Origin of the sequence: Vibrio sp. T20 (assembly GCF_007858795.1) — a bacterium.
Classification (GTDB): domain Bacteria; phylum Pseudomonadota; class Gammaproteobacteria; order Enterobacterales; family Vibrionaceae; genus Vibrio; species Vibrio satsumensis.
In genome coordinates this window covers 114,270-138,420 of sequence record NZ_VFEB01000078.1, presented here as the reverse complement: position 1 = coordinate 138,420, position 24,151 = coordinate 114,270, and the positions used below count along the sequence as shown (strand labels likewise).

The following is a 24,151-nucleotide window of genomic DNA, read 5'->3' as shown; positions in this document are numbered from 1 at the left end:
TCTAAAGATTGTATCAGGTATCTCTACGATTCACTTGGCTCTTCGATATCGATGCGAGTCACTCGCTGTAAACCTCTTGGTAGTAGGCCACCACGGCGACCACGTTCACCACGGAAGTTTTCAAGATCTGCTGGTTTCAAGCCAAGTTTCCGTTTACCTGCATAGATAGTCAGCGTCGCATTCTCTGGGATAGCCATCAAGTGCGAGACAAACTCTTCACGCTCTTTTGCTTTCGCAGAAGGGATATTGATGATCTTGTTGCCTTTACCCTTGCTCAACTGAGGTAGGTCTTTAATAGGGAACAACAACATACGGCCTTGGTTAGTAATCGCCAGAATCTGGTTACTGTCCAAGTCAGCAATAGGGCTTGGCATCATCACCTCAGAAGCTTGTGGCAAGTTAACCAACGCTTTACCGCTCTTGTTCTTAGACAGCAGATCGCTACCCTTACAAACAAAGCCATAACCAGCATCAGAACCGACTAACCATAATTGCTCATTCTCTCCCATCACCACTTGGCGAATAGAAGTACCAGGGCTGACGTTCAAGCGGCCTGTAATTGGCTCACCTTGGCTACGTGCCGACGGTAATGAATGAGATTCAAGGGAGTAGCTTCGGCCATCACTGCCGAGGAACACCGCTTGCTGGTTACTCTTACCCTTAGCACTCGCTAAGAATTTATCACCTGATTTGTAGTTCAAGCCTTCAGCATCAACCTCATGCCCTTTAGCATGACGAATCCAACCTTTCTCAGACAACACAACCGTAATTGGTTCGCTTGGTACTAAGTCGCGCTCTGTTAGCGCTTTCGCTTCAGCACGCTCAATCAGAGGTGAACGACGATCATCACCGTATTTATCCGCATCTGCTTGGATTTCTTTCTTGATCAGCGTATTCAAGCGACGCTCTGAACCGAGTAGCTTTTCAAGCTTTTCACGTTCAGCTTCAAGCTCTTCTTGTTCCGCTCGGATTTTAAACTCTTCTAACTTAGCTAAGTTGCGAAGTTTAATATCAAGAATCGCATTGGCTTGAATTTCAGAAATGTTGAAACGGCTCATCAATACAGGACATGGTTCGTCTTCTGTACGAATGATCTCAATCACTTCATCGATATTAAGATAAGCAGCAAGCAAGCCTTCTAAGATGTGCAAACGTGCCAATACTTTATCTAAACGATACTGCAAACGACGACGAACTGTTGTGCGACGGAACTCAATCCACTCTTTCAGGATCTGAACTAAGCCTTTAACTTGAGGACGGTTATCTAAACCAATCATGTTCAAGTTAACGCGGAAGTTTTTCTCTAGATCCGTCGACGCGAACAGGTGACTCATCAATTGATCACAGTCGATACGATTTGAACGAGGAACGACAACGATACGCGTTGGGTTCTCATGATCAGATTCATCACGCAAGTCGTCAACCATTGGCAGCTTCTTAGCGCGCATCTGGTTCGCGATTTGCTCAAGTAACTTCGCACCTGACACTTGATGAGGTAAAGCCGTGATAACAATATCAGAGCCTTCCTTGTGCCAAACCGCGCGCATCTTGATGCTGCCACGTCCAGTACGGTAGATCTTTTCGATGTCCGATTTCGGAGAGATAATCTCAGCTTCTGTCGGATAATCTGGACCTTGAATGAAACTCATCACATCTGAAAGCTCAGACTTAGGCGTATCAATTAGGTGAATGGCTGCATTAGCGACTTCACGCACGTTGTGTGGTGGAATATCGGTCGCCATACCTACCGCGATACCAGTGATACCGTTAAGTAGGATATGAGGCAGACGAGCAGGCAACATTTGAGGCTCTTTCATCGTGCCATCAAAGTTTGGTTGCCAGTCAACAGTGCCTTGACCTAGTTCACCTAGAAGAACCTCAGCAAACTTAGATAATTTCGCTTCGGTATAACGCATCGCAGCGAACGATTTCGGGTCATCCGGAGCACCCCAGTTACCTTGACCATCGACCAATGGGTAACGGTAAGAGAAAGGCTGCGCCATCAATACCATCGCTTCGTAACAAGCAGAGTCACCGTGTGGGTGATACTTACCTAATACGTCACCAACGGTACGTGCTGATTTTTTGTATTTCGATGCAGCCGATAAGCCTAGCTCAGACATCGCGTAGATAATACGACGCTGTACTGGCTTCAAGCCATCACCGATATACGGCAATGCACGATCCATGATCACGTACATTGAGTAATTTAAGTAGGCATCTTCGGTGAACTTGCGCATTGGCAGCTGTTCAACGCCATCATATGTAATTTCGTTAGACATCCATTATACCTCGGCCATATCACCGTTAGTCTGTAGCCATGTACGGCGATCATCTGCACGTTTCTTACCAAGCAGCATGTCCATCATCTCGTTGGTCGCTTCGCTGTCATCAATCGTTAACTGCACAAGGCGACGAGTGTTTGGATCCATGGTGGTTTCACGCAACTGAAGTGGGTTCATTTCACCCAGACCTTTGAATCGTTGCACGTTGATCTTGGCTTTCTTCTGCGATAGTCGCTCAAGCACACCGTCTTTCTCTGCGTCATCAAGTGCGTAGAACACTTCTTTACCGCAATCGATACGATACAGAGGAGGCATTGCCACATAGATATGACCCGCTTCAACTAATGCATGGAAATGGCGAGTAAACAAAGCACATAGCAGTGTCGCGATATGAAGACCATCCGAGTCCGCATCGGCAAGAATACAGATTTTACCGTAACGCAGGCCTGATAAATCATCGTTGTCCGGGTCGATACCCAGAGCCACCGAGATGTCGTGCACTTCTTGCGAAGCCAATACTTGGTCTGCTGACACTTCCCATGTATTTAAAATCTTACCGCGAAGTGGCATCACCGCTTGGAACTCACGGTCACGTGCTTGTTTAGCGGAACCACCCGCCGAGTCCCCTTCCACGAAGAAGATTTCGGTACGGCTTAAGTCTTGAACTGAACAGTCCGTTAGCTTACCTGGCAAAGCTGGACCTGAAGCGATTTTCTTACGCACAACCTTTTTGCTTGCGCGCATACGGCGGTGGGCATTCGCAATACAAGCTTCTGCTAACTGCTCTGCCAGTTGTGGTTTTTCGTTCAACCACAAGCTAAATGCATCTTTAACCACACCAGAAACAAACGCAGCGGTTTGACGCGAAGACAAGCGCTCTTTTGTTTGACCAGCAAACTGCGGATCTTGCATCTTCACCGATAATACGTAAGAACAACGGTCAAAGATGTCATCACCCGTTAGCTTAACGCCGCGTGGTAACAAGTTACGGAATTCACAGAACTCACGCATTGCATCAAGCAGACCTTGGCGAAGACCGTTTACGTGTGTACCACCTTGTTTAGTCGGTACTAAGTTCACGTAACTCTCGGTAATCATATCACCGCCTTCTGGCTGCCAGATGATCGCCCAGTTCGCCATTTCTGTTTCAGCTACGAATTCGCCAACATACGGTTCTTCAGGCAGTAAGGTGTAACCTTTCACGCCTTCGGCAAGGTAGTCTTTTAGACCATCTTCATAGAACCATTTATGCTCTTCGCCACCGACTTTGTCGATAAAGGTAATTTCTAAACCTGGGCAAAGCACTGCTTTTGCACGTAGGTTGTTAATCAGACGCAGTGTCGAAAATTTAGGGCTATCGAAATACTTAGGATCAGGCCAAAAATGTACAGATGTACCACTGTTACGATGGCCACAAGTGCCCGTTACAGTCAGTTCTGTTACAGCATGACCACCTTCAAGTGCGATCTCATGAACCTGACCTTCTCGGCGTACGGTCACTTCAACACGTTTTGACAGTGCGTTTACAACCGAGATACCTACACCGTGCAGACCACCTGAGAACTTGTAGTTGTTGTTCGAGAATTTACCGCCAGAGTGGAGCTTAGTTAAAATCAGCTCAACACCTGAGATCCCTTTTTCAGGGTGAATATCGACAGGCATACCACGGCCGTCATCGGTAACTTCTAACGATTGGTCTGCATGAAGCACAACTTTGATCTTCTTAGCGTGTCCCGCTAGTGCTTCATCGACCGAGTTATCAATGACTTCTTGGGCAAGGTGGTTAGGTCTTTCTGTCTCGGTATACATTCCCGGGCGGTGTCGCACAGGATCGAGACCTTCAAGTACCTCGAGGTCTTTTGCATTATATTGTTCAGTCATAATACGGAGTTTACTCAAAAAGTTTGCGTCAGTTCGCTGGCTCCAGTTTCACTAAAGCAGAATCATTACTATGAACCGTCATAGTAGAGCGAACGAGCGAAGTATTGGGGAATATAGTCTGGAAGCTGAGTAATGATGTCAAGCTAGTTCAAAAACTAAGACATCAAACTATGATATTTCACCATTGATAGATGAAATAACAGGCAAACAAGAGAAAATCACTTAGTTGGTGGAACAGATTAGATATTTAGAAAGGTGATGATTTGTTGTGGGTAGCGTTCAAAATCAACAAAGCTATGATCCCCCCCCTCTTCTACTGTCTGTGTTGCACCTTGGTACTTCTCTACCGCTTGTCGGTAATCCAGAACTTCATCTTCCGTTTGCTGAAGTAACCAGAAATCACTCGGCTTAGTGATAACCGGAACCTCTAACGCCTTCAGTTCATCGATATGCTTTGTTTCCAGTACATATCGCTCATCAGTGTATGGGTTTACTTGTTCACCTAAATAGTCAGCAAGAAGCTCAAATGGCTTTACTGCTGGGTTTACAACCACAGCTTTAAAACCATAGTGACTATTCAGCCATGTTGAAAGATAGCCACCCAATGAGCTACCCACCAACGCTATCTGATATTGCTCTTTATATTGCTCCACCAACTGCTGTAAATGCAGAGCTGCTTGCTGAGGAAAGCTCGGCAGTTGAGGGGTAACGACTTTAATATCAGAGCGATACTTAGCACAATAATCTGCCATCACGTTCGCTTTATGAGAACGTGATGAACTGTTGAAACCGTGAATATAGAGGAGCAGTGATGGCTTAGTGGTTTGCAGTTCAGAACCAGACATTAATAGACTCCTACATCAATAATCAACAGCATTAATAACCAGCCGCTTCAAAATCAGGCAAGAACTGCCCATCAGGCAAACGACGAACTTTCGTGCTGACCGTTCCGTCTTGATGCAGTTCAATCTCTCTCCAGCCCGGAGACAAAGTGTCTACCGCGAAGTCATCTGAGTTAGGTTTGAATTGCACACAAGTCGACGGTGTTGCCATGACTTGTACACCATGATGATCTCGGTTCATATCTTGATGAACGTGGCCACACAGTACCGCTTTAACATTGGTGTGCTGTTGAACCACATCCCAAAATTGGTCTGCGTCTTTTAGGTTATGTTGATCCAACCATGCACTGCCAACCAATAACGGGTGGTGGTGCAATAGAACCAATGTATTACGTTCAGGGAATTCCGTCAGCTTTTGTTCTAACAGATCAAGCTGTTGATCGCTGAGGCGACCATGAGGCACACCCACCACTTGCGAATCCAGCATCACCATCTGCCAGCTATCGCCTAGCAAGACATGCTCAACGCACTGTATTTGGGTTGATGGTAAAACACTGCCCATATTAGGCTTAAAGTCATGGTTTCCTGGCAGCCAATAACATGGCTTTTCCAAAGGCTGAATCCCTGACTCAAATTTCTGGTACGACTCTGCACTGTGATCTTGAGAGATATCACCGGTTGCTAAAATCGCTTGATAGTCAAAGCCCTGGCTAACAATGCCACCGACTACAGCACGAAAGCTATCTTGAGTGTTGATGCTTAATAAGCTGCCATTGCTCGGCGCAAATAAATGCGTGTCCGTTAGCTGCACAAGCTTAATAGTGCTCTCATCAAATTTTGAAGTGTGTGATAATTCCAAAATAACAAATCCAGATACGTTACTGTTTAGACTTTAAAAGTGTTGTTCAATAAGCTCAATTAAAAGGCAATTGGAGTTCGGCTGATACCCGTTTTTAAACAAAACGTTAACCATTCCCCAAGAAATTTATTCAATTGAAATTTCTCGTCCTTTTGCAGAAGCTTAGTGTTGGGATAGTCATATTTAGCTTTGACTCGTGAAAAATCCCCGCTAGCGCACACTTCTGCAACTCGAGCATCGTGATATAGCCTGACAGACATTTTTGGCAAAGGAAACACTGGCATCGCGTCACTCTGACATATGTCTATTAAAGTGGTGTATTTTGTGACCTCATTCACTGTCAATTGATACACCATATTAACGGCTTGGTAACAGCGAACGTCACCAACCTCATGCCCAACCGGTAACAAAGCGTTAAGCTTGGCATAGTTAGTCTCGTAAACTCGCATCAACTCAGCAAGATCAACATGATACGGTTTTTTGACCGCTATATTTGGCATGACGTTAATCTATCCACTCTGACTGTAATTCTTGGTAGTTCAATTGTAGCCACTGTAGCGCAATGATTGTGGCGCCATTTTCAAACACACCATCTGTTACCAACTGATAAGCGGCCTCGCGAGTCATCACTTGTACCCTAATGTCTTCACCTTCGTAATCCAATCCATGCACCCCTTTAGCTGTCGTTGCATCAACACAGCCAACAAAGACGTCGAGCTTTTCCGAGCAACCGCCAGATGAAGGGTAATACGAAGTAATAGGTAATACAGATCCGACTTCGACTCCAGCTTCTTCCATCGCTTCACGACGGGCAACATCTTGTGGTGACTCGTCAGTATCGATAATCCCGGCAACAATCTCATATTGCCATGGGTTTTCATGCTCTAGAGCACCGACACGGATCTGTTCGACGATCACAACTTCATCACGAACAGGATCATAAGGTAGCAAAGCGGCAGCATGACCACGCTCAAACATTTCACGTTCTATTGGTTGGCTCCAGCCCCCCTCAAACAATCTATGTTTAAATGTGTACTTAACCATTTTAAAAAAACCACGAAACAGCGTCTCTTTTGAGACTATTTCCACATCTTGCGGAGTAAACTCATGTCGTTGATTGTCAGACTGTTGCATTTGGCACCTCACTAAGTGATCTTTATAGTTTACTCATTGTCCGAGTTAACTACCAAGGATAAGGTTCAACTTTTTATACAAAACTTATAATTAAAGTTAAGTTTTAAAAAATAAATATTGCACAAGTGGACAGTTAATTGTAAAAAAGTGCAAAGTTTCGAGTAAATTACCACCAAACTGGGTTAAACTCTTTTAAAGAAAAATTCTATTAAAGGCAGGAATAGGAAAATGAAAAAACTGCTTCCACTATTTATCAGTGCAGCAATTGGCAGCCTGAGTTCATCAGCTTTTGCTGATACGCTAGCTGAAGTTTACGACCAAGCAAAACAGAACGATCCACAACTTCTTCGTTCAGCAGCGCAGCGCGATGCCGCTTTTGAAGCAGTAACGTCAAGCCGTAGTGATTTGCTACCACAAATTAACCTAACAGCGAACTACGACATTAACCGTGGTGACAGAGATACTTCAGGTCAAGGTAGCTCAAGTATCGATAACAACACTTGGGGAGCAGCTATCGGCTTCACTCAAGAGCTTTATCAACGTTCTTCATGGATCACGCTCGATACAGCAGAAAAAAGTGCTCGTCAGGCTGATTCAGCATACGCGGCAGAGCAACAAGCTTTGATCCTGCGTGTAGCAACCGCATACTTCGAAGTACTTCGATCTCAAGATAACCTAGAATTTGTTCGTGCCGAAAAAGCAGCAGTTGCTCGTCAACTAGAACAAACAAAACAACGTTTTGAAGTAGGTCTTTCAGCAATCACCGATGTACATGATGCACAAGCTCAGTACGATGGCGTTTTGGCAGACGAAGTCTTAGCAGAAAACACTCTGATTAATAACTATGAAGGTCTACGTGAGATCACAGGTCAAGAACACTCTAACCTAAGCATCCTAGATACTGACCGTTTCTCTGCAAGCAAATCTTCCGAGTCGGCTGTTGCACTTGTTGAACAGGCTGAGCAGAAGAACCTTAGCCTACTTGCAGCGCGTATCTCTCAAGACGTAGCAAAAGATAACATCTCACTAGCAAGCTCTGGTCACTTACCAAGCCTGACATTAGATGGTAGCTACTCTCTTGCAGATCAATCAAACAGCTCTCAAGATTATGACCAAGACAACCTAAACCTAGGCTTGAACTTAGTTGTACCTCTATACACAGGTGGCAACACTACTTCTTTGACTCGACAGGCTGAATACAACTACGTTGCGGCAAGTGAAGACTTAGAAGCAACCTACCGAAGCGTTGTAAAAGACGTACGTGCATTCAACAACAACATCACAGCTTCAATCGGTGCTCTACGCGCTTACGAACAGTCTGTAGTTTCTGCTCAGTCTGCTTTAGAAGCAACTGAAGCCGGCTTTGATGTAGGCACTCGTACTATCGTTGACGTATTAGATTCGACTCGTCGTCTATACGACGCGAACAAGAACCTTTCAGATGCTCGTTACAACTACATCCTAAGTGTACTTCAGCTTCGTCAAGCGGTTGGTACTCTAAGCGAACAAGATATTGTTGATGTAAACGCAGGTCTAAAAGTCGCAAGTAAGTAATTCTAAATTACACTAGCTACAGCTACAAAAATGCCGCTCATTGAGCGGCATTTTTATTATCTATTCAAAGCGAGATTTACTGCCTAGCTAAAAGCTTAGCACCAAAAGACTAGAAACTAGCCTCGACCACCCTTAATCGCTTTAATAATTTCAGTCGTAGAGCAGCCATCTTCAAAGTTAAGTACTTTCACTTCACCGCCAGCTGCAATTACTTCCGCACCACCAGCAATATCTTCAGGTTTGTAGTCACCACCTTTCACAAGAATGCTTGGTAAAACCTCAGAGATCAACCGTTGAGGTGTGTCTTCAGAAAACGGCACAACCCAATCAACTGCACCTAAGCCAGCCAATACCGCCATACGGCGATCGGTTGGGTTCACAGGGCGACCAGGGCCTTTCAAGCGCTTAACAGACTCGTCAGTATTAACGGCAACGATCAAGCGGTCACCTAGCTCAGCTGCGTGGTTCATGTAAGAAACATGGCCGGCATGCAGAATATCAAAGCAGCCATTGGTCATAACGACCTTCTCACCTTTCGCTCGAGCACGTTTCACTGCTTCAACCAGTGCCGCTTCCGAGATCACACCATAATCTGTGTCTTGGCTGCCGTGAATCGCTTCCGCTAACTCAATCGTAGACAGTGTAGATGTACCAAGCTTACCAACTACCACGCCAGCAGCCGCATTCGCTAATGCACACGATTCATCAAGTGGTTTCCCCGCAGCAACAGAAGCCGCCAGAACTGAGATAACCGTATCTCCAGCACCCGTCACGTCGTACACTTCTTTCGCTTGAGTCGGTAAATGGAATGGTGCCTGACCTTTACGTAGTAACGTCATACCGTTCTCACTGCGAGTCACCAATAAAGCTTCAAAGTCATACTTCTCGATCAAGGCAATACCCTTCTCGATAAGATCTTCTTCTGACTTAACTTTACCTGTAACTAGCTCAAACTCTGCCATATTTGGTGTAAGTAATGTCGCACCACGGTAGCGCTCTAAATCCGCGCCTTTTGGATCGATGAATACTGGAACATTTGATGCGCGTGCTTTTTGAATGAAGCTCTGTACATGCTCTAATGCACCCTTCGCATAATCTGACAAGATAACCGAGCGGACATTTGGCAGTGCTTGCTCCATGCGAGACAGAATAAACTCTGGATTGGTGTTTTCAAATTTGTCTTCAAAATCAAGACGAATCAACTGCTGACCACGGCTCATAACTCGTAGTTTTGTGATGGTTGGATAGTCTTCTAACTCAACAAAATCACACTTAACCTTCAGCGCACCCAAAGTGTTTTTCAACACCTCGGCTGGCTCATCTTTACCTGTTAAACCAACAACATGAGCATGACCGCCAAGCGAGGCAATATTCATTGCTACGTTAGCAGCACCACCAGGGCGCTCCTCGTTATTTTCTACTTTTACCACAGGCACTGGCGCTTCTGGTGAAATACGGCCAGTTGGACCATACCAGTAACGATCAAGCATGACGTCACCGACAATAAGAACACCTGATTGGCTGTAGTCAGGTAGAATTGGTTTCATTGTTGAGCTCCAAAAATCGAATCTGGCTAGAGTCTAGCACACTGATTACAGTGGCTAAACCTTAGAAAAATGAGTAAAGCCTACCTCGATAGGCACTGTGACAGCTAAGCGAAAGACAAGCTACGCTTCCATCCACTGCTTCCATGCTTGAACAACATGTTCTCTTTCCATTTCAAACTTTTCAATCGCCACATCCGCATCAAGATTGAGTAGATTACGGTGGTGGATTTCATCTCTTAACGTTGTATAAGCATGGGTTAATGCCACCCCTTGTTGCTCGTCCATAATCCCTTGTGACAACAGGCTTTCAAAGATTCTGACATTGTCACACCAACGAGTAAGCTTTGGCTTCTCATTACTGTATCGAAGGACTAAATATTGCGCCAAGAATTCAATATCGGTAATGCCACCAGCATCCTGCTTTAGCATGAATCGATCAGCTTTTTTACCGCCGAGGTGATCACGCATTTTTTCTCGCATATCCACTACCGCCTTCTTCAACGTTGCTTCATCACGTTGTAGGCATAACACCTCATGACGTGTTTTATTGAATGCGGAAGCCAATAAGTCATCGCCGTAAATCATGCGAGCGCGTGTCAAAGCTTGGTGTTCCCAAGTCCACGCGTCATTGTGCTGATACTCGTCAAAGGCATCGGTTGGACTCACCAACAGGCCAGATGCACCAGAAGGGCGTAAACGAGTGTCGACTTCGTACAGAATGCCGGAAGCGGTTCTGGTCGAGAAAATATGAATAATACGCTGCGCTAATCTTAAGTAGAATTGGCGTCCATCGATCTCTTTCTTACCATCAGTATAGATATGTACCGGGCAGTCATGCATAAACACAATATCGAGATCGGAATTATAACCAAGCTCCCAACCGCCCACTTTGCCATAACCGACAACAGCAAAACCACGACCTTCACGATCTTTAAGATGTGTCGGCTCACCAAACTTTGCTGACACCTGTAACCAAGCCTGGTTAACTCCGGCTTCAACAATGGCTTCCGCTAAGTAGGTCAAATGATCACTAACCTTCATGACAGGTAGAGCACCCGCAATATCCGCAGCTGCGATCCTCAAAATACAAGTCTGCTTAAACTGACGCAGACCTTCCATCTGTTGCTCCATATCATCTTCAGGGATACGGGCTAGGTAATCACGCAATTCGGTCTTGTAAGACTCTAAGGGTACTGGATTGTAGAGTTGCTGAGGATCGATAAGTTCATCTAACAGAATTGGGTAACGACCCAGCTGTTCTGAGATCATCGGGCTTGCTGTACATAAGCGAACTAACTGAGTCAACGCAGCAGGGTGTTCATCTAGTAGTTCAAGGTAAGTGGTACGCGTAACGATTTTTTGCAGTAGATGCAGCACTCGAGATAAACCAAACTCGGCATCCTTAGCGGTGTACAGCGCTTGAAACACTTTAGGCATCAAGCGATTCAGAACTTCTCGTCCACGTGGGCCAAGGGTTTTTTTAGCCAAATCGGCTTTAAACTGAATGATCGTTCTCGCAGCTTCAGGCGGGCTAGCAATCGCAATATCATGCTCCAGTACTTGTTCAATCACGTCTGGTTTATGGGCCATATCCCACAGTTCACTAAAGTGACTCGCGATTGGATTGGCGTCATCTTCATCGACACCAATCAGATCTTCGAACACAGTATGTACATTCGCCATATGAGTTCGAGTTGCCGCAATCAAACTGTCCCAATCAGTGAATTGCATTGCGACAGCGAGTTGCAACTGTTCGAATTCACCATCAGGTAAGGTTTGAGTTTGCTTATCAGCCATCGCTTGTAATAGGTTCTCAAGGCGACGCAGAAACAGGTAAGCCTCGCGTAAATGCCTTACCTCTTGGGACTCTAGCAGATGAAGAGACTCAATCGCACTTAACGTTTCCAATAGACCTCTACCACGAAGGCTAGGTTCACGCCCACCACGAATCAATTGGAAAACTTGCGCAATAAACTCCACTTCACGAATACCACCAGAGCCAAGTTTGATGTTATTTGAGAGGCCACGACGGCGAACTTCACTGCTGATCATCGACTTCATACGACGCAAAGATTGAATCGCACTGAAATCAATATAACGACGGAAAACAAACGGGCGTAGCATTTGGCGAAGCTCTTGATACTCAGGATACATTTCGCTGCCCATCACTCGCGCTTTGACCATCGCGTAGCGTTCCCAATCACGACCTTGTTCTTGGTAATAATCTTCAAGTGCTGCATAGCTCATCACAAGTGGACCACTCTCACCAAATGGACGTAAACGCATGTCGACTCGATAACAGAATCCATCAAAGGTTTGCTGGTCAAGTGCCTTGATAATACGTTGCCCCAAGCGTGTGAAAAATTGTGCGTTGGCGATACTTCGTCTTGCACCCTGGGTTTCGCCATTCTCAGGATAGGTAAAAATCAGGTCAATATCAGAAGAGAAATTGAGCTCCCCCCCCCCTAGCTTGCCCATACCAATGATCAACATTGGCTGTGCTTCACCTTGTTCATTACAAGGTGTACCCCACTCTGTACAACAAATATCGTACTGCCATTGATAGGTCTCGAAGATCATCGCCTCAGCCAACATCGATAGGTGACTTAAGCTCTGTTCTAGCTCCCATGAGCCCATAAAATCACGCCAAGCAATGTAGGTCATTTCTCGATTGCGAAATTGACGCAGCACGCGCTGACCGCTCATTTCATCGGTGCAGCCAGAAAGTAATTCAGCCAGTCGTTCTCGGTACCCTTCAGCACGTTCTTCGCATGCCAACATATTAGGTAAATCACCACACAAAACCGTATCACGCTGCAAGCAATCACTAATAAAACAGCTTAAACCGAGTACACGTTTAAGATCCTCAGTCAGTGGCTCAGGCCAAGTATTGATGGCTTCACTTTGATGCTCTAATAATTGCTCAAAAGCAGACTGTGAGTGAGTGACGATTTGAGAAGGCAATGGCATGTTTCTTCCTTGTATAAGCTGCGCGCTGAACAATCGGTTTATCGATTCAGTTCTTCAATAACGAGTTTTCATAACTAAAGATAAGTTATACCAAAGTTACGCCAATAAAAAACGCCCACATTAGCAATGTGGGCGTTTTATCGATTAACTTATCTGGTTGAGCTTACAACCTAGAAAAAGTCTCTGGGAATAAGCCTTTACGGATGAAGATTAGGTGCTAAGGACTAAACCTTAAATTGCTTAATCTTACCGTCGAGTTCTTGCGCGTTGCTCTCCATAAGCTGAGAGGTCTCTAACAGCTCACCAACAACCACAACTGAAGCTTCGACAAGTTCACGAACATTGGTCAGGTTGACACTCATCTCTTCTGCAACGCTGCTCTGTTGACCTGCAGCTGTCGCGATTTGGAAGTTCATGTCATTGATTTGGTTAACTTGGCTTACGATACCATCAAGCTCTGTGCCAGCATTAGTCACCAAATCAACGCCTTCAGCCGCTTCAACAACACTCTTCTCCATCAGCTCTACCGCAGAATTAGCACTGCTTTGTAGGTGACTGATCATGTCCTGAATCTCTACCGTCGCTTGTTGAGTACGCTGCGCAAGGTTACGAACCTCATCGGCAACAACCGCAAAGCCTCGACCCGCTTCACCTGCACGCGCCGCTTCGATCGCAGCGTTCAATGCTAAAAGGTTTGTCTGTTCTGAAATGCCTTGGATAGTACCAACCACACTACCAATTGAGTCAACGCGCTCTTCAACTTGGTTTACCGCTGCTGCAGATGCTGCGATATCTGAAGATAACTCACTCATCTTAGAAACTGAGCCTTGAACGAACTTCTGACCGGTCAATGCTTGGCCTGATGCCTGTTCCGTCAATGAAGAAGCGCTTTGTGCATGCTCGGCTACAGTTTGCACCGTAGAGGTCATCTCGCTCATTGCTGTCGCAAGCTGATCGATCTCATTGAACTCTTCTTGAGCTGACTCTTTGGTTTCAGACATGCTGATGGTCATCACTTCCGTCAGAGCAAACAGTTCATCAGAAGAGGCCACCTGAGTTTTGATCATGTCGTTCAGTTGGACACGAGTTTTTTCAAGTTCACGTGCCACATCGCCGTATTCATCTTTACAATCCATTTGAATCGGCACTGATAGGTTCTTATCGGCCATAGTTTTAATTGCGTCATTAAGGTATTGAGTCTGACGCAGCATAACGCGAGCCGCAGCTAATAGAAGAATCACAAACACAATGATCATCAAGGCTGTTTGCCAAGCCACTTGAACTAGGTAAGTCTCGTAATGCTGTTGTGCGACTTGCGCATTGTTGGTTACAGCAAGCAATGAATCGTAAAACGTACTTGCGTCCCAAAGCTGCTTCGAAATGATCAAGATAGTGCTGAATATCATCAGCATAATCATTTTCGGAACGAGACGAACGTCAGAGATTATCCTTTCCCACGGCTTGAATGACAGTTTAGTCATTGTCAGTTCTCCATTAATTCTTATATATTGATGGCTTCTATATCCGCGAGGTGGCTATGTCAGTCAAAGTTCGCGATTTATTTTGAGCCTCGTATGAATGTTGAATAATACCAAAGACGCCACTAAGCCGATGAGCTTATTGTCACTGATTCTCTCTTTCTTAGCGTTATTTGTGATCTCAGGCTTATTGTTCGTACCGATCGATAAAGAATCGAAACAAGTCCTTATCGGCCTCGATTTTATAATCTGTAGTGTTTTTCTTTTTCAGCTCACTATTGATCTATTCAGATCACAAAACAAAAAAGAATATATAAAAGTACACTGGATCGATTTCTTGGCAAGCATCCCAATGATCGAGCCTCTTCGTTTCGCTCGCATTTTTCAGATCCTGCGTGTCATTCTTGTTCTTCGTTCGGGTAAACGCGTTCTCAGAGAGCTATTTCGCAACCGCAAAGAAACCACCCTCGCCTCGATTATATTGCTGCTGGTCATTCTCCTGACCATAGGAGCCGGAACAATACTGCTGTTAGAGCACAAAGACCCCAACGCCAACATTACCACTGGACAAGATGCTTTGTGGTGGGCTTTCGTTACCATCAGTACCGTAGGATATGGCGATCATTATCCAGTCACGAGTTCAGGAAAATTAGTCGCTTCTCTGGTGATCATTTGCGGTGTGGGTGTGTTTGGTATGATTTCAGGCTTGATCACTTCTTTGATTACCTCCCCAACTCACCTTGAGAATCAACGCGCTGAAAGCAAAGAGAAGCATCTTGAGAAGATCATTGAGCAACAACAGAAAATCCTCGAACGACTAGAGAAGCTCGAACAACAAATAAAAAAATAGGGCCGAAGCCCTATTTTCAAATTCATACTTATATTGATACAGGTGTTGAATTTAGTCTTGCCAATATGGCTCAACCTCAACACTGATTTGGCGTGTCTGTTCCATCGCATGCAAAATGGACACTTCTTGACGAGCCAACCAACGCTCTAGCTGAACCTTCTCATCGCCTTCCAACTTCTCAGTTAACGGCTCTAATGTTTTCAGTGCCAGCAAGTCATCAATGCCTTGCACCATATCGGCCCATGGCAAACGGAAGCTGTTGCGCTCATCGTCGTCATACAAACTCGCAAAACCGACGCCAGAGTATAGATTACGCATCAAACGGTATTGCTGATCGATATACGCTTGGCTGGTCATCACTCGCTCTGGAGGGAAAGCTTCCATCAAGTCAGCCCATGTACGATCGAGTTGCTGCACCGAAAACCATTCGATACCACGCCCCATTTGTTCACGCGCTTTCTCATCTAAGAAAGGTTGCCAGCCACGAGATAAGATCCAGCGGCTCAGATCTAACAATAAACCAGTGTAACGAGCAGAGCTCAACAAGGTAAGCAGCTCTTCACGATCGGGAAGTTGCTCTTGCATCTCTTTAAGCTCAGCAACCAAGAACTTGCGCGCATCGAGTTTACGTAGCACATGGCCTTTATCTTCCAACAAGTCTTCGAAGTGATCATAGCTTTTCAGCCAATCGAGCTCTTGCTCAAGCCACTTGAGCTCTTGGCGTAAAATAGCACTTGCACGTCTTGGGACAATACCACCATAGATAGTGAAGGTTTGACGAATAAAGCTGAGCGAGTGGCTGATCTCATGCAGTGCTTCAATAGATTGGCGCTCGGTGAAGATCTGCTCATGATAGTGCCAATGAGCGAGAGCGTGCTCTAAAGATTGAATGAAACACGATTCAACGGTATCACTTTTATCAGTATCAACTAAAGTCAAAGGAGTAACTTCATCTCCTTGATAACCTTGAGCAAGGCGGTAACCCTTAGCTGCTTTACTTAGGTTACCCAAACGCATGCCACCTTGCTCGCAGAATTGACGAGACAATGTAAATAGCGCATCCGTTTGACCGGATTTAAGCTCCAATTCGACTTCGCAAATCGGTTCTTGCAGGTCGCCTGATTCAACGAAGCCCTGGTCGAATGCGACCTCGACTTGGCTACCATCAGGCATACCAATCAACCACTGCTCACGCGTGAAGTTGGTAGAGAATAGAGGAGTCAGCTCAGCTTGCAACGTTTCGATGTCTTTACCTGCTGGCCAGATGTCCTCTGGGTGCAGGGCTAACTTAGGTTCGTTGCTGTCGTGTTCTGCATTGTATTCAGGCCTTTGATGTAGGCCAGCAACCACACGACCAGCCGTCTTTACGGTTTGTACAAATACGTCATCAAAGCGTCGAATGCGTAAGCCTGTATCGTGCTTACGTAGCCAGTTGTCAGCGGTGTCAAAGTAGATGTTACCTAGCTCACGACAACTGTGCTGAAGTACTTTAGTTTCAGCAATTTTATTGCGTAAAGTCTCTGAAAATTCAGGAGAAACAAAAAACTTCAGTTCTATCTCGGTTTCCATAGTTATACCTTTCTGTGAAGATAGGGACAGGATATTGCCAATTTGAAAAGTCGGCAAGTCAGAAATATCGCCCTTATGATGATCTAAAACAGTTTTAATGAGAGATTGATTAGGTTAACATGCGCGACTTTGTAGCCATCGCTTAACATTTCACCATGAATATGGTGTATGTTGTTTTAAGGTTATTATTTATTAGGTTGGATGACCATGCCAGTAAATACAATTATGGGGTTATTTGCAAAGTCCCCAATTAAACCTTTGCAGCGTCACGTAGTATGCGTGAACGAATGTTGTTCTCACCTAGTTAATTTCTTTGAAGTTTCTTCAAAAGGTGACTGGGAAAAAGCATCAGAAATTCGAGCTCAAATTTCTCACCTTGAGAAAGAAGCTGACGTACTAAAACGTGAAATTCGCCTTAAACTTCCTCGTGGTTTGTTTATGCCAGTTGATCGCACCGATATGTTGGAGCTATTAACGCAACAAGACAAACTCGCAAACCTAGCGAAAGACATTGCTGGCCGTGTATATGGTCGTCAACTTGTCATTCCTGATCCTATGCAAGAAAACTTCATCGCTTACGTTAAACGTTGTCTAGATGCAGCGAACCAAGCACAAAACGTAATCAATGAATTAGACGAATTACTTGAGACTGGCTTTAAAGGCCGTGAAGTAACACTCGTTGCCGAAATGATTCATCAATTAGATGTAATTGAAGATGACACGGATGCGATGCAGATCGAACTACGCCAACAACTAATGGCGATTGAAGGCGACCTGAATCCAGTTGATATCATGTTCTTATACAAAATTCTTGAATGGGTTGGTGGTATTGCAGATCAAGCACAGCGTGTTGGCGCTCGTCTTGAAGTAATGCTTTCTCGATCTTAAATCATACGTTAACCATATAACGAAGAGCATTTTTTGAACAAACCACTTATGCGCTGAGTATTTCTCTCGCTGAGCGGTTTTTTGCGTCTAAATTTGTTCCGCTTGTTATCAAACAACTAGGTATTACGATGGATATCCTTGCTAACTACGGCACTGTCCTGATTATTGTTGCAGCAGCTTTCGGTTTCTTGATGGCTATTGGTATTGGTGCAAATGACGTTGCGAACGCAATGGGCACTTCAGTAGGCTCTAAAGCTCTAACCGTTAAACAAGCGATCATTATCGCAATGATCTTTGAATTCGCAGGTGCTTACCTTGCGGGCGGCGAAGTAACAGACACGATCCGTAAAGGTGTTATCGAAACGTCTCTATTCGCTCATCAACCTGATGTACTTGTGTACGGCATGATGTCAGCACTTCTTGCTGCTGGTACATGGCTACTTCTCGCTTCTTACATGGGTTGGCCTGTTTCTACGACTCACTCAATCATCGGTGCGATCATCGGTTTTGCTTGTATTTCTGTAGGTACTGAAGCGGTAGACTGGAACAGTGTTCAAGGTATTGTGGGCAGTTGGATTATCACACCCGTTATTTCCGGCTTCTTCGCTTACGTGATATTTGTAAGTGCTCAACGACTGATTTTTGATACTGAGAACCCGCTATTCAACGCGAAGCGCTTTGTACCGGTATACATGTTCATCACAACGATGGTGATTGCACTTGTAACCATCAAGAAAGGTCTTAAGCACGTTGGTCTTCACCTAAGCAACACTGAAGCGTGGGTTTGGGCTGCTGGCGTTTCTGCTCTTGTTATGATCGGCGGTTACCTATACATCCAGAAGAAATTTGCTAACCGCGAAGAAGACCACGGCTTTGCTGGTGTTGAAGGCATCTTCTCGGTACTAATGGTTATCACAGCGTGTGCGATGGCATTTGCACACGGTTCAAACGATGTTGCAAACGCGATTGGTCCACTGTCTGCTGTTGTATCAACCGTTGAGCACATGGGCGAAATCACAGGTAAGAGTACTATCGCATGGTGGATTCTTCCTCTAGGTGGTTTCGGTATCGTTGTTGGTCTTGCAACAATGGGTCATAAAGTAATGGCAACCGTTGGTACTGGTATTACAGAATTAACACCAAGCCGTGGCTTTGCTGCACAACTTGCAACGGCCTGTACGGTAGTACTAGCTTCAGGTACTGGCCTTCCAATATCTACTACACAAACCCTCGTTGGTGCAGTATTAGGTGTTGGTTTTGCTCGTGGTATCGCAGCACTAAACTTAGGCGTTGTACGTAATATCGTGGCTTCTTGGATTGTGACACTGCCAGCAGGTGCTCTACTTGCTGTTGTGTTCTTCTACGGAATTCAAGCTGCGTTTACTATGTAATCGCGACTGCGTTAGTGAATACTAGCGTCAGAATAGTGTGAGCTTCAGTAACGATATGTAAATGCCATGTCATTATTGACTCAAACGCACAGAAAGGGAGGCTTTGCCTCCCTTCTTTGTTGCACCGCATAAAGAAACTAAATATTATTTGCTGATTGAGGCTGACTCATACGCCTACCCAATTTGAATCGTTAAGGGATTTACTGTGAAAAAACTGATTAGCTTAGTTTTGTTCGCAATGCTTGCGGCTCCAGCTGCCTTTGCACAAGACCGTTATATTGCTGACAAACTATTTACTTATATGCATTCTGGCCCAAACAACACCTTCCGTATCATCGGCAGTGTTGATGCTGGTGAAAAGATTACATACCTACAAACTAACAAGAGCACGGGTTACACCCAGATTCAAGACAACCGCGGCCGTAAAGGTTGGGTTGAAAGTAAGTTTGTAAGCACAAAAGAAAGCATGGCACTACGTATGCCCAAGCTAGAGAAAGAGCTGACTGAAGTTAAAGGCAAGCTAGCGAACGCTCGCCAGAGTGCTGACAGCGAAAAAGCAGGCCTAGCGAGCTCTCTAGATTCTCGTAACAAGCAGATTGCTGAACTTGAGCAAAACTACAGCGAGATTAGCCAACAGCTAACGAGCTCTCAAACAGAGAACCGTGAACTGCGCGCTAAGCTAGACACTCAAAAAGACGACCTACTATTAAAGTACTTCATGTACGGTGGTGGTGTTGCGGGTATTGGTCTACTTCTTGGCCTTGTTCTGCCACACATTATGCCTCGTCGCAGAAAGTCACCAAACGGTTGGGCGTAGACTTAACGCTTGTCTCAGGTACAGTAAATTCAGTATCGAATATCAAAAAGGAGCACCGAGGTGCTCCTTTTTATTTGCCTGTCATCTAGTGCCCTTGAAACTCGCTAGCCTTTCCACTCGTACAGAGCTGGGATTTCTATCTTCTGCTGGTTGAACTCTATGATCACCGATTGTGGCTTAATCTCGAGTAACTGAATGTCTCGCCCAATCCAATCCCCTTGCGCCACCTCTTGGCCATTCACTTTGACCCAACGCTTGGTTTCGCTACTCGAATACATGTGAGTTTGTAAGTCTAACTTAGGTAACACCCCAGACAAGCTATTGGTATGCGTTTCCAACTCAATGACCTGTGACCCTACTTGTCCTGCAGGTCTTGAATCCATCGGTTCAGGTGCGCTTTGTTGATCACCCATGATAGATTCAAGCTTCAATGCTAAATCAGGTGGTAACTCACTGAGGTCTAGCCCTTGCAATAAATCACTGTCCGATTGCAGAGCCCTACCCTCATTGCTTGCACCTGGCTGAACCTCAGGCTGAGCCAGTGATAGCTCTGACTCTTCTGATGTTCGCGCACTGCTCTCCGAGCTAGCAACAGGCACAATAGCTCCACCAGCGACATTCGTACTTTCAGAGTCAATCTTTGCATACATTTCTTGGCGCGGAAGTGTTTTCAAAGGTTGGCTTGCCGGTGCCGGACGAACGGCGAACAGTACTTCGTCTTCCGCACCCGCTGACGCGGCTTCCATGCTTGCTATGTCAGCCTCAGATATTTGAGAGTCAAAGTCTGACGGAAGCTTTAACTCTGGTAGATCTACATTGGCAACTTGGCTAATCGAGTTTTGCTGTTGATTGTATGATTGATAAACCAAGGTACCGCCTACCAACAAAGAAGGCACAAGCAAAAGAAGTAACCCCATGGCTAACGACGAACCACGTTTGTTGCTGATGCCCTTTGCCGAGTTCGGCACATGGTGATTTTGGTAGCCTTTAAAGCTAGGTTTATTGATAGATGATTGTGTAACCGAAGACTGATTCAGCTCGTGCATAATACGTGACATTAGCTTGCCCCTCCACTTAATGACATCAACTTCGGAGAATCAAGCTGAGCTAATCTTTGCAACCTTGCTAATGTTCGTTGACCTGCGATGCCGTCAACCGACATACCTTGCCAAGTTTGAAACGCTTCAACCTTCATTTTTAATTCGTAATCAAATACATCACTACCAGACACAACCTCTCCCAACACCTCAGAAAGCAACAAATCGAGCAAAGCCACAGCTTCACCTTGGTAACCCTCTTTCAGCGTCTCTCGCAGCGGCTGTTTCCAAACCGCGACATAATCACCCTGCCAGATCTGCTCTAGAGATTGCTTAGGCATGACTAAGAGTTTTTCGTTAACCAGTAGTTCGACAGAATCTTGTGATACGCCATAAAGCACAGCAAACACAGATTCTTGTTCTATGTCTAAGTTCAACACCACAGGAACACCTAACTCAAGTAGGTCATCCAAGCTAGATTGTTGCTGTTCACATACGAAAACACTTTGCGGCTCGCTTAGACATAAACCGTCTCGCAATGAAGACTGGTATCCCCAAAGGGTGTATAAATCCTTGATAGCCAGCGAGCGGTTAGTCCCTTGCATCAAGTGTTGTTGAATATGTGCTGGCAGTGCGAACTTGTCTGTCTCAAACTCAACCACCTCAGGCGTATCCGCGACTAACGACCGTTGCATCTTTGCTGAGCCTACAGCTTGGACTTCATTTGAAGGTTTGGTTGTTAACCATGAATCTATGTACGTTGGGGCAAAGTTAAAGGTTGCCATCGCAAGTGCGACACTCAAGGTAGCTGCACCAGCGTACTGAACGAACTTTGGTAGCACGCTCGCTGCGCGAGGTTTATCGACATGATAAACCTCGGCCTGAAAGGACATAACCTGCTGACACGCTCGGTTAACCGTTTCATTGCTCGGTGTTTGCTCTCCCTCATGAAAAGCTAACTGCAGCGCCTTATCACACACCAAGTTAATCAGCCTTGGAATGCCATGAGTATATTGAGCAATCAGCTTGACGGAGCGATTCGAGAACAACATCTGCTCGCCACCTGCCGTCTCCAGACGAAACGCGATGTACTTACCGGTCTCTTCAATATTGAGAGGCAATAAATGGTAACGCCCTGTAATACGCTGCGCCAATTGACGCAGTTGCGTGGTCTGCAAATGCTGTTGTAATTCAGGTTGACCAACCAACAATACTTTTAATAGCTTACGACTGTCTGTTTCCAAATTGGTCAGAAGGCGAAGCTGCTCCAACACATCGGCAGCAAGGTGTTGAGCTTCGTCTATCACCAATAAGGTTTGAATGCCCTCTGCATGGCTATCCAATAAGAAGTAGTGAATCGCCTGACTCAGCTGCTTCAGCGATGCTTGTTCTGGGTACTCGACCTCAAACTCATCGCAGATAGCTTCAAGTAAATCTGTATTGGAAAATGTAGGGTTAAGTATAAGGCCGGCTTGAGTCTGATTATCGAGTGAAGACAACATCGCCTTAGCGACCGTTGTTTTCCCTGTACCCACCTCACCAGTAAGCATCGCAAAGCCCCCACCCTCGCCTAAACCGGCTTGTAGGTTCTGCATCGCCTCTTGGTGGCGCTGACTTAAAAACAAGTAGCGAGAATTTGGTACAATCGAAAATGGCATCTCAACGAAGCCAAAATATTCCTTATACATGTGCTGCCCTATAATTACGATTAATGGAAAGTACCATTGCTCGCAGTAAAGTCCAGCAGTGATAAAACATTTCGAGGTGATAAGTTGCAAATATACGATAGCCTACCAAAAGACAATGGGCTACAGCGCTATCTAGTCGGTGGAGCGGTACGCGATAAGCTGCTCAATATTGATAGTTATGATAGAGATTGGGTCGTGGTAGGAAGTACCCCTCAAGAAATGGAAAGCCTTGGCTTTACTGCTGTCGGAAAAGATTTCCCTGTATTCTTACACCCAAAAACCAAAGAAGAGCACGCACTGGCTCGTACGGAGAGAAAGTCAGGTTCGGGTTATACAGGTTTCGAGTGTTACTTTGCACCAGATGTGAGTTTGGAAGAAGACCTCATGCGTCGCGATCTGACTATCAACGCTATTGCTCAAGATGATGAAGGCCAACTTTATGATCCTTACCATGGCCAGAAAGATCTCTCCGATCGTATCTTAAGACACGTATCGGACGCTTTTGTTGAAGATCCTCTTCGCGTGCTACGTGTGGCTCGCTTCGCTGCCAAGCTTCACCATCTCAACTTTACAGTTGCCCCAGAAACCATGGTGATGATGGCAACAATCGTTGAATCAGGAGAACTGGCACACCTTACAGCCGAACGAGTTTGGCAAGAGTGGCACAAATCACTCAGTACACCACACCCAGAAGTGTTCCTTTCTGTATTGAAAGAGTGTGGTGCATTGGCAATCGTATTACCTGAGATTGACGCTCTATTTGGCGTCCCTCAACCTGAGAAATGGCATCCTGAAATCGACACAGGCATTCACACTCTGATGGTTGCTCAACAAGCTGCACTATTAAGCCCATCGTTACCGGTACGCTTTGCTGCTCAAGTGCATGACTTAGGTAAAGGCGTTACACCTGAAAGTGAATGGCCAAGCCACAAAATGCATTGCCACACAGGTTTGAAAATCATTAAGAAGCTATGTGAACGAGTGAGAGTACCCAACGAATTCAGAGATCTTGCTCTGTTAGTGTGCGAGCAGCATTCTAATATCCATCGTGCTAGTGAGCTCAAACCTACAACCTTCCTTAAGGTTCTCAACAAGTTCGATGTTTGGCGTAAACCAGAACGACTCAACGACATCTTGCTTTGCTGCCAAGCTGACCACGCAGGCCGTAGAGGGTTAGAAGATCAGCCTTACCCTCAAAAGGCTCGTTTTGAAGCGGCCTATCAAGCGGCGCTTCAAGTTGAAGTAAAAGCGATCATTGCTGATGGCTTTAAAGGTAAAGATATTCGAGAAGAGCAAGAGAAGCGCAGAGCGGTGGCTATTGAAGGATCTTTATCAGAACTCACTGATAGTTAGTCGTAAGC

General features: G+C 45.4%; 18 protein-coding genes. 6 read left to right on the top strand and 12 right to left on the bottom strand.

All coding sequences use genetic code 11. From position 1 onward, the window contains the following. Window positions 1-23: 23 nt before the first annotated feature. From parC to nudF, 6 genes are all read right to left on the bottom strand, one after another. Window positions 24-2,282, bottom strand: coding sequence for a DNA topoisomerase IV subunit A (gene parC / locus FTW16_RS06770; protein ID WP_146490517.1), 2,259 nt, complete (start codon window positions 2,280-2,282; stop codon window positions 24-26). Between the two features lie 3 nt (window positions 2,283-2,285). Further along, complete coding sequence (gene parE, locus FTW16_RS06765; protein ID WP_017061428.1) at window positions 2,286-4,166, bottom strand: DNA topoisomerase IV subunit B; 1,881 nt, start codon at window positions 4,164-4,166, stop codon at window positions 2,286-2,288. Between the two features lie 239 nt (window positions 4,167-4,405). Continuing rightward, window positions 4,406-5,011, bottom strand: coding sequence for an esterase YqiA (gene yqiA, locus FTW16_RS06760; protein WP_146490516.1), 606 nt, complete (start codon window positions 5,009-5,011; stop codon window positions 4,406-4,408). Between the two features lie 31 nt (window positions 5,012-5,042). Further along, a complete protein-coding gene (gene cpdA / locus FTW16_RS06755; RefSeq protein ID WP_146490515.1) occupies window positions 5,043-5,867 on the bottom strand; it encodes a 3',5'-cyclic-AMP phosphodiesterase in 825 nt (274 codons plus the stop codon). A 59-nt stretch (window positions 5,868-5,926) separates the two neighbouring features. Then, window positions 5,927-6,367, bottom strand: coding sequence for a DUF1249 family protein (locus FTW16_RS06750; RefSeq protein WP_008222561.1), 441 nt, complete (start codon window positions 6,365-6,367; stop codon window positions 5,927-5,929). Between the two features lie 4 nt (window positions 6,368-6,371). After that, a complete protein-coding gene (gene nudF, locus FTW16_RS06745) occupies window positions 6,372-7,001 on the bottom strand; it encodes an ADP-ribose diphosphatase (protein WP_146490514.1) in 630 nt (209 codons plus the stop codon). Between the two features lie 228 nt (window positions 7,002-7,229). Between nudF and tolC the strand changes: the two genes are divergently transcribed. Next, window positions 7,230-8,555: an outer membrane channel protein TolC gene (tolC, locus tag FTW16_RS06740; protein ID WP_060983021.1), complete on the top strand. Its 1,326-nt coding sequence runs from the start codon at window positions 7,230-7,232 to the stop codon at window positions 8,553-8,555. Between the two features lie 116 nt (window positions 8,556-8,671). Here the strand turns inward: tolC and hldE are convergent, their stop codons facing one another. From hldE to FTW16_RS06725, 3 genes are all read right to left on the bottom strand, one after another. Next, on the bottom strand, window positions 8,672-10,102 hold the full coding sequence (gene hldE, locus FTW16_RS06735; protein WP_146490513.1) for a bifunctional D-glycero-beta-D-manno-heptose-7-phosphate kinase/D-glycero-beta-D-manno-heptose 1-phosphate adenylyltransferase HldE: 1,431 nt from the start codon (window positions 10,100-10,102) through the stop codon (window positions 8,672-8,674). Between the two features lie 120 nt (window positions 10,103-10,222). Then, entirely contained in the window at window positions 10,223-13,072 is a 2,850-nt protein-coding gene (gene glnE, locus FTW16_RS06730) for a bifunctional [glutamate--ammonia ligase]-adenylyl-L-tyrosine phosphorylase/[glutamate--ammonia-ligase] adenylyltransferase (RefSeq protein WP_146490512.1), read from the bottom strand. A 224-nt stretch (window positions 13,073-13,296) separates the two neighbouring features. Further along, window positions 13,297-14,553, bottom strand: a complete 1,257-nt coding sequence (locus FTW16_RS06725) for a methyl-accepting chemotaxis protein (RefSeq protein ID WP_146490511.1) — start codon at window positions 14,551-14,553, stop codon at window positions 13,297-13,299. A gap of 97 nt (window positions 14,554-14,650) precedes the next feature. Here FTW16_RS06725 and FTW16_RS06720 point away from each other — a divergent pair, with 97 nt between their 5' ends. Continuing rightward, complete coding sequence (locus FTW16_RS06720; protein WP_146490510.1) at window positions 14,651-15,400, top strand: potassium channel family protein; 750 nt, start codon at window positions 14,651-14,653, stop codon at window positions 15,398-15,400. A gap of 51 nt (window positions 15,401-15,451) precedes the next feature. On the opposite strand, the gene FTW16_RS06715 is transcribed toward FTW16_RS06720, so the two are convergent. Beyond that, entirely contained in the window at window positions 15,452-16,969 is a 1,518-nt protein-coding gene (locus FTW16_RS06715) for an inorganic triphosphatase (RefSeq protein WP_146490509.1), read from the bottom strand. A 207-nt stretch (window positions 16,970-17,176) separates the two neighbouring features. Between FTW16_RS06715 and FTW16_RS06710 the strand changes: the two genes are divergently transcribed. From FTW16_RS06710 to FTW16_RS06700, 3 genes are all read left to right on the top strand, one after another. Next, window positions 17,177-17,857, top strand: coding sequence for a TIGR00153 family protein (locus FTW16_RS06710; RefSeq protein WP_186728034.1), 681 nt, complete (start codon window positions 17,177-17,179; stop codon window positions 17,855-17,857). A 128-nt stretch (window positions 17,858-17,985) separates the two neighbouring features. Continuing rightward, window positions 17,986-19,248 carry an inorganic phosphate transporter gene (locus tag FTW16_RS06705; RefSeq protein ID WP_017061418.1) on the top strand — a complete coding sequence of 421 codons (1,263 nt, stop codon included), beginning with the start codon at window positions 17,986-17,988 and terminating at the stop codon, window positions 19,246-19,248. Window positions 19,249-19,453: 205 nt separating this feature from the next. Continuing rightward, window positions 19,454-20,065 carry a TIGR04211 family SH3 domain-containing protein gene (locus tag FTW16_RS06700; protein WP_019826861.1) on the top strand — a complete coding sequence of 204 codons (612 nt, stop codon included), beginning with the start codon at window positions 19,454-19,456 and terminating at the stop codon, window positions 20,063-20,065. Window positions 20,066-20,169: 104 nt separating this feature from the next. Here the strand turns inward: FTW16_RS06700 and FTW16_RS06695 are convergent, their stop codons facing one another. Beyond that, window positions 20,170-21,123, bottom strand: a complete 954-nt coding sequence (locus FTW16_RS06695) for a general secretion pathway protein GspB (protein ID WP_146490507.1) — start codon at window positions 21,121-21,123, stop codon at window positions 20,170-20,172. Further along, the gene (locus tag FTW16_RS06690; protein ID WP_186728033.1) at window positions 21,123-22,790 is read right to left on the bottom strand and encodes an ExeA family protein; all 1,668 of its coding nucleotides are present in this window, start codon (window positions 22,788-22,790) and stop codon (window positions 21,123-21,125) included. The genes FTW16_RS06695 and FTW16_RS06690 overlap by 1 nt, the downstream gene beginning before the upstream one ends. A 36-nt stretch (window positions 22,791-22,826) precedes the next feature. On the opposite strand from FTW16_RS06690, the gene FTW16_RS06685 reads away from it, so the two are divergent. Beyond that, window positions 22,827-24,143 carry a multifunctional CCA addition/repair protein gene (locus FTW16_RS06685; RefSeq protein ID WP_146490506.1) on the top strand — a complete coding sequence of 439 codons (1,317 nt, stop codon included), beginning with the start codon at window positions 22,827-22,829 and terminating at the stop codon, window positions 24,141-24,143. Window positions 24,144-24,151 lie beyond the last annotated feature (8 nt).

Excerpts from the sequence above, each read along its gene's own strand:
- parC (WP_146490517.1), bottom strand. The coding sequence starts at position 2,282 with ATGTCTAACGAAATTACATATGATGGCGTTGAACAGCTGCCAATGCGC.
- parE (WP_017061428.1), bottom strand. The coding sequence starts at position 4,166 with ATGACTGAACAATATAATGCAAAAGACCTCGAGGTACTTGAAGGTCTC.
- yqiA (WP_146490516.1), bottom strand. The coding sequence starts at position 5,011 with ATGTCTGGTTCTGAACTGCAAACCACTAAGCCATCACTGCTCCTCTAT.
- FTW16_RS06750 (WP_008222561.1), bottom strand. The coding sequence starts at position 6,367 with ATGCCAAATATAGCGGTCAAAAAACCGTATCATGTTGATCTTGCTGAG.
- nudF (WP_146490514.1), bottom strand. The coding sequence starts at position 7,001 with ATGCAACAGTCTGACAATCAACGACATGAGTTTACTCCGCAAGATGTG.
- tolC (WP_060983021.1), top strand. The coding sequence starts at position 7,230 with ATGAAAAAACTGCTTCCACTATTTATCAGTGCAGCAATTGGCAGCCTG.
- hldE (WP_146490513.1), bottom strand. The coding sequence starts at position 10,102 with ATGAAACCAATTCTACCTGACTACAGCCAATCAGGTGTTCTTATTGTC.
- glnE (WP_146490512.1), bottom strand. The coding sequence starts at position 13,072 with ATGCCATTGCCTTCTCAAATCGTCACTCACTCACAGTCTGCTTTTGAG.
- FTW16_RS06725 (WP_146490511.1), bottom strand. The coding sequence starts at position 14,553 with ATGACTAAACTGTCATTCAAGCCGTGGGAAAGGATAATCTCTGACGTT.
- FTW16_RS06720 (WP_146490510.1), top strand. The coding sequence starts at position 14,651 with ATGTTGAATAATACCAAAGACGCCACTAAGCCGATGAGCTTATTGTCA.
- FTW16_RS06715 (WP_146490509.1), bottom strand. The coding sequence starts at position 16,969 with ATGGAAACCGAGATAGAACTGAAGTTTTTTGTTTCTCCTGAATTTTCA.
- FTW16_RS06710 (WP_186728034.1), top strand. The coding sequence starts at position 17,177 with ATGCCAGTAAATACAATTATGGGGTTATTTGCAAAGTCCCCAATTAAA.
- FTW16_RS06705 (WP_017061418.1), top strand. The coding sequence starts at position 17,986 with ATGGATATCCTTGCTAACTACGGCACTGTCCTGATTATTGTTGCAGCA.
- FTW16_RS06695 (WP_146490507.1), bottom strand. The coding sequence starts at position 21,123 with ATGTCACGTATTATGCACGAGCTGAATCAGTCTTCGGTTACACAATCA.
- FTW16_RS06690 (WP_186728033.1), bottom strand. The coding sequence starts at position 22,790 with ATGTATAAGGAATATTTTGGCTTCGTTGAGATGCCATTTTCGATTGTA.